The sequence below is a fragment of the Burkholderia aenigmatica genome (assembly GCF_048627025.1).
In the GTDB taxonomy this organism is placed as follows: Bacteria; Pseudomonadota; Gammaproteobacteria; order Burkholderiales; family Burkholderiaceae; genus Burkholderia; species Burkholderia aenigmatica.
In genome coordinates, this window is sequence record NZ_CP184469.1 from 3,076,838 (window position 1) to 3,089,512 (window position 12,675).

Genomic DNA, 12,675 nt, shown 5'->3' on the forward strand with positions numbered 1-12,675 from the left:
AACGCAATCCATTGACCGACGGTCAGTCGATATATATGATGAGAATCATTCTCATCCCGATGCCCGTGAAGGGCCGCCCGCCATGCCTCGCTACCGTCGCGCCGCACTCGTCCTGGCCGCCTGCCTCGGCACCTTTCTCGCCACGCTCGACATCAGCATCGTCAATGTCGCGTTGCCGACGCTGCAGACGGCGCTCGATACCGATATCGGCGGCCTCCAGTGGGTCGTCAACGCGTATGCGCTCGCGCTGTCCGCGTTCATGCTGTCGGCCGGGCCGCTCGGGGATCGCTACGGACACAAGCGCGTGTGGCTCGCCAGCGTGATCCTGTTCACGGCCGGGTCGGTGGTCTGCGCATGTGCGGGCAGCATCGAGCCGCTGCTGATCGGGCGCGCGATCCAGGGGCTTGCCGGCGCATTGCTGATACCGGGCGCGATGCCGATCCTCACGCATGCGTTTCCCGACACGCGCGAGCGCGCCCGCGCGATCGGCGGATGGTCCGCGTTCAGCGCGCTCGCGCTGATCCTCGGGCCGCTGGTGGGCGGCCTGCTCGTCGAGCACGGCGGATGGCAGAACATCTTCCTCGTCAACGTGCCGATCGGCATCGTGACCGTGCTGCTCGGCGCATGGGGCATTCCGGAGCGCCGGCATCCGCAGCATGCGGCGTTCGATCCGCTCGGCCAGGTGCTGAGCGTGGTGTGGCTCGGGTTGCTCACGTACGGGCTGATCGGCATCGGCGAAGCCGGCGTGTCGCACGCGAAGGTGCTCGCGCCGCTGGCGGGCGCCGCGGTGGCGTTCGTCGTGTTCGTGCGGGTCGAAACGCGCGTCGAGCGGCCGCTGCTGCCGGTCTGGCTGTTTCGCGACCGGCGGCTGGTGCGCGCCAATCTCGCGTCGTTCGTGCTCGGGTTCTCGGGGTACAGCAGCCTGTTTTTCCTGTCGCTGTTCCTGCAGCAGGCGCAGGGGCGCACGCCGGCTGAGGCCGGCTGGCAACTGATGCCGCAGTTCGTGATGACGGCGATCACGTCGATGCTGTTCGGGCGCATCGCGGCGCGCATTCCGTTGCACACGCTGATGGTGGCCGGGTATGGCCTGATCGGCGCGATGCTCTCGGTCATGGCCGGTTTCGGCGCGGGAACGCCGTATGTGCCGGTCGGTGTCGCGCTGGCGGTGCTCGGGGTCGGCATGGGGCTCGCGGTGCCCGCGACCGGCATGACCGTGATGGAACTGGCGCCGGCTGAACGCGCGGGCATGGCGTCGGCGACGATGAACGCGTTGCGTCAGACCGGGATGAGCATGGGCATCGCGGTGCTCGGCAGCATGATGAGCATCGGTGCGCTGCACCGGATGACGGCCGCGATGCAGGCGGCCGGGAGTGCGCAAGCGGATACGATCGCGCGGCAGGCCGTGATGGAGCATGTGTTCGCTGCCGGCCGGCCGGAATTGCTCGGTGCGTATCGGGAGGCGATGGCGCACGGGTTTTCGATCGCGGTTTTGTGTTCTGGAATCCTCAGTATGGCGATTGTGGCGATGCTGATGGTGCGGCGTGAATCGGAGAAGCAATCGGGGCGCGCGGCGGCGTGCGTGACGTCTTCACTGCCGGAATGATCCGGCGTGCGGCAGGTCGGGCCTTTCGCCGCGGATCGCCGCGTCGGGCTCGCCTACCTTCGCCGATGCTCCACCGCGAACTTGATCAGCTCGGCCTGCCCTTCGATCTCCAGCTTGCGCTTCAAATTGAGCCGGTGCGTCTCGACCGTGCGCACCGACAGCCCGGTCTGCTGCGCGATCTGCTTGCTCGACAGCCCTTCCGCCAGCGCATCGAGGATGTCGCGTTCGCGCGGCGTGAGCCGGTCGAGCGGTGACGCGGTCGCGCTCGCGTGGATCATCCGCGCGGCGAGCCCTTCGCTGAAGAACGTCTGGCCGGCCAGCACCGCGCCGATCGCGCGCACGATCTCGCTCGCGGGCGAATCCTTCAGCAGGTAGCCGCTCGCGCCGGCGCGCACGGCCTGCGTCACGTATTCGATGTTGTCGTGCATCGACAGCATCAGCACGCGGATGCCCGGAAAGCGCTCGTGAAACACGCCCGCGAGCGTGATGCCGTTCATCCCGTTCATGCCGACGTCCATCAGCGCGAGATCGGGTTCGAGCGACGCGGCGAGCGCGAGCGCCTCGTCGGCGTTGCCGGCTTCGCCGACGACGGACAGGTCGGCCGCTTCGAGCCGCATCCGCAAGCCGTCGCGCACGAGCGGGTGATCGTCGACGAGCAGCAGTCGGGCGACGGGCCGGGCGGTGTCGGGGGCGCTCATGCGTGAAAGGTCTCCTGTGATGGGGCGCGTCATGACGCGGTGCCGGGCAGCGGCACGCGCGCGGCGACGATCGTGTGGCCGACCTGCGACGTGATCGTCAGCATGCCGCCGAGCGCATCGAGGCGCTCGCGCATGTTGCGCAGGCCGATGCCGCGGCGCGCGTCGGCCTGCGAGCGTTCGGCGTCGAAGCCGCAGCCGTTGTCGGCGATGGTCAGCGTGACGGATTGCGCGCCGACGTCGAGCGTGACGGCCGCGCGCGACGCCTGCGCATGATGCACGATGTTGCTGAGCGCTTCCTGCGCGATCCGGAACAGCGCGGTGTTGACCGCCGCGGGCAGCGGCCGGGCGCCGCTGTGCGCGACCTGCGTATAGCCGATGTCGATGCCGCTTTCGGCGCCGAGCTCGCGCACCAGCTGCTCGAGCGCCGCCGCGAGGCCGAGATCGTCCAGCATTGCGGGACGCAGCGCATGCGAGATGCGCCGCACTTCGCGCAGCGTGTCGCCGAGCCGCACGACGCCCGATGCCAGCGCCTGCTCGGCCTCGGGCATGCGTGCCGAGCCGCGTTCGAAGCGTGCGAGCGCGGATTCGAGCATCAGCTTCGCGGACACCATCATCTGGCTGATGCCGTCATGCAGCTCGCGCGACAGCCGCGCCCGCTCCTGCTCCTGCGACTCGACGACGCGCTGCGCGAGCAGCTTGAGCTTCGCGTCGGCACTGCGCGACTCGCTGACGTTCAGCACCAGCGCGCACACGACGATCGCCGCCGCGCCCGTGAGCGCGATCGCGGTGAGCCAGCTCATCGTGCGTTCGATGTTCGCGGACGCACGCGCGTCGATGCGCTGCAGCGCGGTGTCGACGTCGTCGAGATAGATGCCGGTGCCGACCATCCAGCCCCAGCGTTCGAGCGCGACGACGTAGCCGAGCTTCGGCGCGACGCGGCCCGTCGACGGCCGCTGCCAGGTGTAGCGCACGTAGCCGCCGCCGCTCGACGCGGTGCCGATCAGCTTCTGGATCGTCAGCGCGCCCTGCGGGTCGCGCATCGACCAGTAGTTGTGGCCGACGCGCTCGGGCTCGCGCGGATGCATCAGCGCATTGCCGTGCAGGTCGTACACGAAGAAATAGCCGTCGGGGCCGAAATCCATCTTCTGCAGCATCGCGAGCGCCTGCGTGCGCAGCATCGCGTCGTCGCGCGCGTTGCGGCCGCTCGCGTCGTAGAGCGGCATGATCGCGCTCGTCGCGAGCTCGACGTAGTGCTTCAGCTCGACTTCCTTGCTCGACAGGTACGCGGCCTGGATCGTCGCGTGCTGCGTGCGCGCGAGGGACGTCGCCTGCTGGCGCACGCCGAAGCCGATGCCGGCGATCGCGAGCAGGAACGGCACGATGGCCAGAAGGAAGATCTTTGCCTTGAGTCTCATGGTGGTGCGAAGCGGCCGCGCACCTGCGCGGGCCGGCCGGGCGCGTCAGTCGCGCGGCGGCGTGTCGAGGCGACATTGTCGGCGATTTTGCGCACGGGAGGCGACGGCGGCCCAGAGGCCGCCCCGCCGCCGCTCGACGGCTGCCCGTTCAGGCCTGCCGCGTCGCGAGGCCGCCGGCCGCGGCTGCGTGCACGACGATGCGGTTGCGCCCGCCTTCCTTCGCGCGATACAGCGCGTCGTCGGCCAGCTTCAGCGCACCCTGCATGTCGTCGTCGCGTTCGGGATAGCTGGTGGTCACGCCGATGCTCACCGTCAGGCGGCCGGACGTGCCGGCGTCGTGCCGGATGCCGAGATCGAGGATCCCCGTGCGGATCGCCTCGGCGATCGTCACCGCGCCGGCCGTGTCGATGTCGGGCAGCACCACGACGAACTCCTCGCCGCCGTAGCGCGCCGCATAGTCGGCCGGGCGGCGCAGGCAGCCGGCGATGCAGTGGCCGACCGCGGCGAGTGCGTCGTCGCCGGCCTGGTGCCCCTGCGTGTCGTTGTAGCGCTTGAAGTAATCGACGTCGATGAACAGCAGCGACAGCGCGTGCTGCGAGCGCGCGGCGCGGCGCCATTCGCGCGCGAGCGTGACGTCGAGCATCCGGCGGTTGTCGAGGCCCGTGAGGCCGTCGGTGCGCGCGAGCGCCTGCAGCTCGGTTTCCGCGCGGTGGCGTCTGCGCAGCTGCACGTCGAGCAGCAGCGACAGGCCGACGAAGCCGATCGCGAGCACGACCATCACCGTGCCGATCGGAATCGCACGGTCGTACCACGCGGCGTAGGTGTCCGCTTCCGAGCGCGCGATCATGATGATGAGCGGCAGGTGGTCGAGGTGCCGGAACACGTACAGGCGCCGCACGCCGTCGATCGACGCGGTATCGGCGAAGCTGCCTTCGCTGGCGGTCATGAAGCGCCGGAACGTGCTGGCGCGGCTGATGTCGCGGCCGACGATCTTGGGATCGTACGGCTCGCGCGCGAGCATCTGGCCATCGGTGTTGATCAGCGCGATCGAGCCGCGATCGCCCAGCGACAGGCGCGAGAACAGGTTCTGGAAATATTCGAGCCGGATCGACATCACCGCGACGCCGCCGAACGAGCCGTCGGGCCGCGTGATGCGCCGGCTGAGCGCGATGCTCGGCGAGCCGCCGCGCAGCCGCGAATGATACGGGGGGCTGACGTACAGGCCGACGTCGGGGCGGTCGCGGTGCACCTTGAAGTACGGTTCGTTGCCGAAGTTGGCCTTGCGCGGCACGTCGCTCTTGCCGTCGACCTCGATGTCGCCCTTTGCGTCGAGCACGTAGATGCCGCCGAGGTACTTGGCCGTCGTCGCACGGTCGAACAGCACCTGGCGGCGCAGCGGCATCGGCAGCTTGACGACATCGGGGTCGTTCTCGCCTTCGACGACGGCCTGCAGCGACAGCGAATAGATCTCGATGTTGCGCTCGATGTCCCACGACGCCATCAGCGCGAGATTCTGCTGCATCGCGGCCGAGCGGTCGCGTGCGTCGATGCGGCCCTGGTACAGCACGATCCCGCACAGGAGCAGCAGGATCAGCGCGATCAGCAGCCCGGTATAGAAGATCAGGTGCGGCAGCAGGAACCGGCGCAGATGAGCGGCGACACGGCTCGTCAGGCCGGATTCGCTGGGCATTGCGTAGTCGGTTTCTGCCATGGTCCGTGGATCGATGGGCATTGCCGCCGGGAGGCGGGCCGATGCGATGGTTCGTATGACGTGCCGGCGGCGATCCGTTACGCGGCCATTCCGACGCCTTCCTGCCGGCCGGCGGAGAAAATGGACACCGATTATCGGTAATCGCGGCCAGATATACCGGTAAATCAAGTATTCACAGGTGACATCTGCGCCGATTCGGCGATCCGGCGAATCGGGCAGCGCGAATCCATCGGAGTATAGCGCGCGCGTCCGTACGCGCGAAAAATGTTGCGGATCGTTGATCCGGATCAAATTACAGTGAAATGCCGGGCTTGCGAATATCGGGCAGAGCGTTCCGGCACAAGGCTTTGCGGCAAGAGCGGCCGTGGCGCGCGGCATGCCGCTGCCGTTTCCATCCGGTTAACGGCACTCGAACGCGAAAAATGAAGGGATGCGATATACGCCGATTATTCGTTTCAACCGCCGGGCGCGCGCGAAAATGAAAACGGGCGGCCATGACGGCCGCCCGTTTCGTGAAGCAGGTACGGGCACCCGGCATACGGGCACCCGGCATGCCGGAAGCCCGCAGCACGCCGATACTTACGCGCCCTGCTGTTCCGCCTTGAACGCGAGCCGGAACCGATGCAGCAGCGGCTCGGTATAGCCGCTCGGCTGCGACGTGCCCTGCAGCGCGAGCGCGCATGCGGCCTTGAACGCGGTCGACTGGTCGTAGCCGGGCGCCATCGGGCGATAGTTCGGGTCGCCGGCGTTCTGCTGGTCGACGACGCGCGCCATCCGCTTGAACACGTCGAGCACGAACGCCTCGGTGATCACGCCATGGCGCAGCCAGTTCGCGATGTGCTGGCTCGAGATGCGCAGCGTCGCGCGGTCTTCCATCAGGCCGACGTCGTGGATGTCGGGCACCTTCGAGCAGCCGACGCCCTGTTCGACCCAGCGCACGACGTAACCGAGGATGCCCTGCGCGTTGTTCTCGACTTCGCTCAGGATCTCGGCCTCGCTCCACGCGGCACGCTCGACGACCGGCACGGTCAGCAGGCCTTCGAGCAGCGTGTCGCGTTCGCTCGCGTACGGCGTCTTCTCGAGTTCCTGCTGGACGGCCTGCACGTCGACCAGGTGGTAGTGCAGCGCGTGCAGCGTCGCGGCGGTCGGCGACGGCACCCAGGCGGTGTTCGCGCCGGCGCGCGGATGCGCGATCTTCTGTTCGAGCATCGCGTGCATCAGGTCCGGCATCGCCCACATGCCCTTGCCGATCTGCGCGCGGCCGCGCAGGCCGGCCGACAGGCCGGCGAGCACGTTGTTGCGCTCGTACGACTGGATCCATGCCGACGACTTCATGTCGCCCTTGCGGATCATCGGGCCCGCTTCCATCGCGGTGTGCATCTCGTCGCCGGTGCGATCGAGGAAGCCGGTGTTGATGAACGCCACGCGCGCGGCGGCTGCGGCGATACACGCGGCGAGGTTCACGCTGGTGCGGCGCTCCTCGTCCATGATGCCCATCTTCAGCGTGTTGCGCGGCAGGTTGTACAGATCCTCGATGCGTGCGAACAGCGTATCGGCGAACGCGACTTCGACCGGGCCGTGCATCTTCGGCTTCACGATGTAGATCGAGCCCGTGCGCGAGTTGCGCTTCGCCTTCAGGTCGTGCAGCGAGCACAGCACCGTGACGACGCCGTCGAGGATCCCTTCCGGAATCTCGTTGCCGTCGCGATCGAGCACCGCGCCGTTGGTCATCAGGTGGCCGACGTTGCGCACGAACAGCAGCGAGCGGCCGTGCAGCGACAGCGTGCCGCCGTCGGGCGTGGTGTATTCGCGGTCGGCGTTCAGGCGGCGCGTGAAGGTCTTGCCGCCCTTCGCGACTTCCTCGACCAGCGTGCCCTGCATCAGCCCGAGCCAGTTGCGGTAGAGCTGGACCTTGTCGTCGGCGTCCACCGCCGCGACCGAATCCTCGCAGTCGATGATCGTGCTGACCGCGGCTTCGAGCACGACGTCCTTCACGTTCGCGAGATCGGCGCGGCCGATCGGCGTCGACGCGTCGATCTGGATCTCGAGGTGCAGGCCGTTGTGCTTCAGCAGGATCGCGGACGGCGCGTCGGCCGTGCCCTGGTAGCCGACGAACTGCGCCGGCTGCGCGAGATGCACGACGCCCTTCGCGGTTTCGACGGCGAGCTGGCCGTCCTGCACGCGGTAGCGCAGCGCGTCGCGGTGCGACGCGCCGGCGAGCGGCGCCGCGTTGTCGAGCACGTTGCGCGCGTAGTCGATCACGTGCTGGCCGCGCGTCGGGTTGTAGGTCGCGGTGCGTTCGGCGCCGCCGTCTTCCGGCAGCGCATCGGTGCCGTACAGCGCGTCGTACAGGCTGCCCCAGCGCGCGTTCGCGGCGTTCAGCGCGTAGCGCGCGTTCGACAGCGGCACGACGAGCTGCGGGCCGGCTTGCGTGGCGATCTCGCTGTCGACGTTCGCGGTGGCTGCCGCGACGTTCGACGGAACCGGCACGAGGTAGCCGATCTGTTCGAGGAACGCGCGATACGCGGCGTGGTCGCGCACGGGGCCGGGGTGCGCGCGGTGCCAGGTGTCGAGTTCCTGCTGCAGGCGGTCGCGTTCCGCGAGCAGTTCGCGGTTGCGCGGCGCCAGGTCGTGCACCAGGGCCGAGAAACCGCTCCAGAACGCGGCCTTGTCGATGCCGGTGCCCGGCAGCGCTTCGTTTTCAATGAACTGGCTCAGCGCTGGCGCGACTTGCAGTCCTGCTTGGTCGATCATCGTCAATCCTCCCGGGGAATAAAGATTCGCGCGCGGCTTGGGCTGGTTATGCCGCGACGCTTTGTGTGCCGGCGCGGGCGATCTGCGCGTCCTGTTCGGACTTTACGCCAGACACGCCGATCGCGCCCGCGATCCGGCCGCCGACCGTGACCGGCACGCCGCCTTCGAGCAACCCCGTCAGCGGCACGCTGAGAAACGCGGTGCGGCCACCGTTGATCATATCCTCATACGCCTTCGTCTCGCGCCGGCCGAGCGCCGCCGCGCGCGCCTTGTCCTGCGCGATATAGGTGGTGGCCGGCGATGCGCCGTCCAGGCGCGCAAACGCGAGCAGGTGGCCACCGTCGTCGACGATGGCGATCGACACGGCCCAGCCGTGGCGTTCCGCTTCCGCGCGGGCGGCGGCAAGCATGCGGTCGGCATCGGCGAGTTCGAGTTCGGGTTTCGTCTGCATGGCAATCCTCCGGAATCAGGTCAGTTGACGAGGTGGTTGTCGACGAGCTCGATCCAGTGGCGCACGGGCGTGCGGCCCGCGCCGTTCAGGTGAGTCTGGCAGCCGACGTTGGCCGTGACAATCAGGTCCGGCCGCGCGGCTTCGAGCGCGTCGAGCCGGTTGTCGCGCAGTTGCGTCGCGAGCTCGGGCTGCGTCAGCGAATACGTGCCGGCCGAGCCGCAGCACAGATGACCATCGGCGACATTCGTCAGATCGAAGCCGAGCTGCGTCAGGATGCGTTCGACGGTGCCGCCGAGGCGCTGCGCGTGCTGCAGCGTGCACGGGCAGTGCACCGCGATGCGGCGTGGCGTCGAACCGGCCAGCGCGTCGAGCGGCTCGGCCGCGATCACCTCGGCGAGATCGCGCGCGAGCGCGCTGACGCGACGTGCTTTCTCCGCATAGATGGGGTCGGAGCGCAGCAGGTCGCCGTATTCCTTGACGAATGCGCCGCAGCCGCTCGCCGTCAGCACGATCGCTTCCGCACCCGCTTCGATCGCGGGCCACCATGCGTCGATGTTGCGGCGTGCGCGGGCGAGGCCCGCATCCTGCGCGTTCAGGTGATATTCGGTCGCGCCGCAGCAGCCGGCTTCACGTGCCGGGCTCACGCTGATGCCGAGCCGGTCGAGCACGCGCGCGGCGGCCGCATTGGTGTTCGGCGACAGCGACGGCTGCACGCAGCCCTCGAGCATCAGCACGCGTCGTGCATGGCGCACGGGCGGGCGCGGTGCGGCGGCGGGGATCGCGGCCGGGATCTTGTCCTGCAACGTGCCGGGCAGCAGCGGGCGCAGCGCGCGGCCGGCCTTCAGCAACGCGGCGAACGTCGCCGGGCGCGGCACGACGTGACGCAGCCCCGCGCGCAGCAGGCGCTCGCGTGCCGGCCGCTGCGCGCGTTTCTCGGCTTCCGCGCGGCCGATGTCGAGCAGCGTGTGATAGCGCACGCCGGACGGGCAGGTCGTCTCGCAGTTGCGGCACGTCAGGCAGCGGTCGAGGTGCTGCTGCGTGCGTTCGCCGCACGGTTCGCCTTCGAGCAGCTGCTTGATCAGGTAGATGCGGCCGCGCGGCCCGTCGAGCTCGTTGCCGAGCACCTGGTAGGTCGGGCAGGTCGCATTGCAGAAGCCGCAGTGCACGCACGCGCGCAGGATCGCTTCCGCTTCGTCGGCCCGGGCGAGGGCCTTGCTTGCTTCGCTGAGATTGGTTTGCATCGGCGGTCGGGATCGGGTTCGCGTCAGAAATCGGCGTACAGGCGGCCGGGATTGAAAATCGCATGCGGGTCGAGCTGCGCCTTGAGCTGCCGGTGCACGCGCAACAACGCGGGCGCCAGCGGCTGGAACGGCTCGCGTGTCGTGCCCGGCGTGAAGCAGGTCGCGTGGCCGCCCCATTGCGCGGCGAACCGCTGCACGTCGGCCGGTGCGGCGTCGCTCTTCAGCCAGCGCTGTGCGCCGCCCCAGTCGGCAAGCAGCGCGCCGGGCAATGCGTCGAGCGGCGCGGCGGCCGGCACCGACACGCGCCACAGCGGGCGCGGATCGTCGAAGAACGGCAGCGCAAGGTCGCGCAGCCGTGCCCAGAACGCATCGTCGCGGTCGTCCATGCGCTCGCCGCCGATCGTGTCGCGCGCGGCCTTCACCGAGCCCTCGCCGCCTTCGATTCGCACCCGCAGCACGCCGTCCGTGTGGCATGCGCCCGCGAGCGGCAGCCCCGCGCGCCGCCATGCGGCGACACGCTGCACAGCTTCGTCCACGGCAAGCGGCAACGCGAGATCGCCGGTCGCGCGCGGCTTCGGCAGTACCTTCAGCGACACCTCGGTCACGACCCCGAGACAGCCGAAGCTGCCCGCGAGCAGGCGCGACACGTCGTAGCCCGCGACGTTCTTCATCACCTCGCCGCCGAAGCGCAGGTGCTTTGCGTGGCCGGTAATCACGCGGCAGCCGAGCACGAAGTCGCGCACCGCACCGGCCCACGGGCGGCGCGGGCCCGACAGCGCCGCCGCGAACATGCCGCCGACCGTTGCCGCGCCGCCGAACGACGGCGGCTCGCACGGCAGCATCTGGCCGGCCGCGTCGAGCATCGCTTCGAGTTCGGCGAGCGGCGTGCCCGCGCGCGCGGTGACGACGAGTTCGGTCGGGTCGTACGCGACGACGCCGCGATGCGTGCGCACGTCGAGCGCGCGGCCTTCGACCGGGCGGCCGAGGAACGCCTTCGTGCCGGCGCCGCGGATGTGCAGCGGCTGGCGGTCGTGGATCGCGGCGTCGACCTGGGCGACGAGCGCCGCGCTGTCGTCGATCGATTCGATTTCGCGTCGCATCAGAAGCGTTCCAGTTCGGGAAACGGCAGCTTGCCGTGATGGACGTGCATCGCGCCGAATTCGGCGCAGCGGTGCAGCGTCGGGATGTTCTTGCCGGGATTGAGCAGGCCCTGCGGATCGAACGCGGCCTTCACTGCGTGGAAGAACGTGATTTCGTCGGCGTTGAACTGCACGCACATCTGGTTGATCTTCTCGCGCCCGACGCCGTGCTCGCCGGTGATGCTGCCGCCCGCCGCGACGCACAGCTCGAGGATCTTGCCGCCGAGCGCTTCCGCGCGGTCGAGTTCGCCGGGCCGGTTCGCATCGAACAGGATCAGCGGGTGCATGTTGCCGTCGCCCGCGTGGAATACGTTCGCGACCGGCAGCCCGAATTCGGCGGACAGCGCGGCGACGCCTTCGAGCACGCGCGGCAGCTCGCGGCGCGGGATCGTGCCGTCCATGCAGTAATAGTCGGGCGACATGCGGCCGACCGCCGGGAACGCGTTCTTGCGGCCGGCCCAGAAGCGCTGGCGCTCGGCTTCGTCGCGTGCGACGCGGATCTCGGTTGCGCCCGCGTCGCGCAGCAGCGCGGCGACGCGTTCGGCGTCTTCTTCGACGTCGGTCGGCGAGCCGTCGAGTTCGCACAGCAGGATCGCCTGCGCGTCGACCGGGTAGCCCGCGTGGATGAAATCTTCGGCCGCGCGGATCGCGAGGTTGTCCATCATCTCGAGGCCGCCGGGGATCACCCCCGCGCCGATAATTTTCGCGACCGCGGCGCCCGCTTCCGCGACGTCGTCGAAGCTCGCCATCAGCACCTTCACGCCGGGCGGCTTCGGCAGCAGCTTCACGGTGACTTCCGTGACGATGCCGAGCATCCCTTCCGAGCCGGTGAACAAGGCGAGCAGGTCGAAGCCGGGGGCGTCGAGCGCGTCGGCGCCGAGCGTGAGCGTATCGCCGTCGATCGTCAGGATCTCGATCTTCAGGATGTTGTGCACGGTGAGCCCGTATTTCAGGCAGTGCACGCCGCCCGCGTTTTCGGCGACGTTGCCGCCGATCGAGCACGCGATCTGCGACGACGGATCGGGCGCGTAGTAGAGGCCGTACGGCGCGGCCGCCTGCGAGATCGCGAGGTTGCGCACGCCGGGCTGCACGCGCGCGATGCCGGCATCGGGGTCGATCTCGAGAATCTTGTTGAACTTCGCCATCACGAGCAGGATGCCCTTCTCGAGCGGCATGGCGCCACCCGACAGCCCGGTGCCCGCGCCGCGCGCGACCACCGGCACGCCGAGCGTGGCCGCGACGCGCAGCACCGCGCGCACCTGCTCGACCGTGTCGGGCAGCACGACCGCGAGCGGTACCGTGCGGTACGCGGCGAGGCCGTCGCATTCGAACGGCTTGAGCGCCTCGCGTTCGTGCAGCACGTCGAGGCCGGGCGCCGCCGCGTGCAGCGCGGCAACGAGCGTGTTGCGGTCGACGGTCGCCAGCGGGCCGTCGATCCGTTCGTCGTAGGTGAAACTCATCGGGGTTGTCTCCACCATGCAGGCGGCTGCGCGACGCGCGGCACGCCGGAAGGGATGGATTCTTGGCGGGCGGCGCGCGTGTGTCCAGACGTCGCGAATGTGGTCATACCAGTTTTTATCGAGGGGCCGCGAAGCGGCTGGATCGATTGCCATGAAACTGAATGACGACAAGGGTTTGTGGGAAAATCTCCGATATCTTTCCG

Annotated in this window: 9 protein-coding genes; 1 reads left to right on the forward strand and 8 read right to left on the reverse strand. The window is 69.1% G+C overall.

Going from position 1 to position 12,675, the window contains the following annotated elements:
* Window positions 1-82 precede the first annotated feature (82 nt).
* Window positions 83-1,603, forward strand: coding sequence for an MFS transporter (locus tag ACN8ZM_RS30910; RefSeq protein WP_420211683.1), 1,521 nt, complete (start codon window positions 83-85; stop codon window positions 1,601-1,603).
* 53 nt (window positions 1,604-1,656) lie between these two features.
* Here ACN8ZM_RS30910 and ACN8ZM_RS30915 read toward each other — a convergent pair whose 3' ends face one another.
* The 8 genes from ACN8ZM_RS30915 to glcD all read right to left on the reverse strand — a co-directional run bounded on the left by ACN8ZM_RS30915 (window position 1,657) and on the right by glcD (window position 12,472).
* A complete protein-coding gene (locus ACN8ZM_RS30915; protein ID WP_043186307.1) occupies window positions 1,657-2,301 on the reverse strand; it encodes a response regulator in 645 nt (214 codons plus the stop codon).
* Window positions 2,302-2,330: 29 nt separating this feature from the next.
* Complete coding sequence (locus tag ACN8ZM_RS30920; protein WP_175023726.1) at window positions 2,331-3,716, reverse strand: cache domain-containing protein; 1,386 nt, start codon at window positions 3,714-3,716, stop codon at window positions 2,331-2,333.
* Window positions 3,717-3,864: 148 nt separating this feature from the next.
* A complete protein-coding gene (locus ACN8ZM_RS30925; protein ID WP_420211684.1) occupies window positions 3,865-5,427 on the reverse strand; it encodes a sensor domain-containing diguanylate cyclase in 1,563 nt (520 codons plus the stop codon).
* 579 nt (window positions 5,428-6,006) lie between these two features.
* Complete coding sequence (locus tag ACN8ZM_RS30930; RefSeq protein WP_420211685.1) at window positions 6,007-8,181, reverse strand: malate synthase G; 2,175 nt, start codon at window positions 8,179-8,181, stop codon at window positions 6,007-6,009.
* A gap of 46 nt (window positions 8,182-8,227) precedes the next feature.
* Window positions 8,228-8,632, reverse strand: coding sequence for a GlcG/HbpS family heme-binding protein (locus ACN8ZM_RS30935; RefSeq protein WP_175023729.1), 405 nt, complete (start codon window positions 8,630-8,632; stop codon window positions 8,228-8,230).
* Window positions 8,633-8,652: 20 nt separating this feature from the next.
* A complete protein-coding gene (glcF, locus tag ACN8ZM_RS30940; RefSeq protein ID WP_420211686.1) occupies window positions 8,653-9,873 on the reverse strand; it encodes a glycolate oxidase subunit GlcF in 1,221 nt (406 codons plus the stop codon).
* Between the two features lie 23 nt (window positions 9,874-9,896).
* The gene (glcE, locus tag ACN8ZM_RS30945; RefSeq protein ID WP_420211687.1) at window positions 9,897-10,973 is read right to left on the reverse strand and encodes a glycolate oxidase subunit GlcE; all 1,077 of its coding nucleotides are present in this window, start codon (window positions 10,971-10,973) and stop codon (window positions 9,897-9,899) included.
* Window positions 10,973-12,472, reverse strand: coding sequence for a glycolate oxidase subunit GlcD (gene glcD / locus ACN8ZM_RS30950; RefSeq protein ID WP_420211688.1), 1,500 nt, complete (start codon window positions 12,470-12,472; stop codon window positions 10,973-10,975). The genes glcE and glcD overlap by 1 nt, the downstream gene beginning before the upstream one ends.
* Window positions 12,473-12,675 lie beyond the last annotated feature (203 nt).

Bases quoted from the DNA above. Each gene is read 5' to 3' on its own strand.
- glcD (WP_420211688.1), bottom strand. From the start codon at position 12,472: ATGAGTTTCACCTACGACGAACGGATCGACGGCCCGCTGGCGACCGTC.
- ACN8ZM_RS30935 (WP_175023729.1), bottom strand. From the start codon at position 8,632: ATGCAGACGAAACCCGAACTCGAACTCGCCGATGCCGACCGCATGCTT.
- ACN8ZM_RS30930 (WP_420211685.1), bottom strand. From the start codon at position 8,181: ATGATCGACCAAGCAGGACTGCAAGTCGCGCCAGCGCTGAGCCAGTTC.
- ACN8ZM_RS30915 (WP_043186307.1), bottom strand. From the start codon at position 2,301: ATGAGCGCCCCCGACACCGCCCGGCCCGTCGCCCGACTGCTGCTCGTC.
- glcF (WP_420211686.1), bottom strand. From the start codon at position 9,873: ATGCAAACCAATCTCAGCGAAGCAAGCAAGGCCCTCGCCCGGGCCGAC.
- ACN8ZM_RS30910 (WP_420211683.1), top strand. From the start codon at position 83: ATGCCTCGCTACCGTCGCGCCGCACTCGTCCTGGCCGCCTGCCTCGGC.
- glcE (WP_420211687.1), bottom strand. From the start codon at position 10,973: ATGCGACGCGAAATCGAATCGATCGACGACAGCGCGGCGCTCGTCGCC.
- ACN8ZM_RS30925 (WP_420211684.1), bottom strand. From the start codon at position 5,427: ATGGCAGAAACCGACTACGCAATGCCCAGCGAATCCGGCCTGACGAGC.
- ACN8ZM_RS30920 (WP_175023726.1), bottom strand. From the start codon at position 3,716: ATGAGACTCAAGGCAAAGATCTTCCTTCTGGCCATCGTGCCGTTCCTG.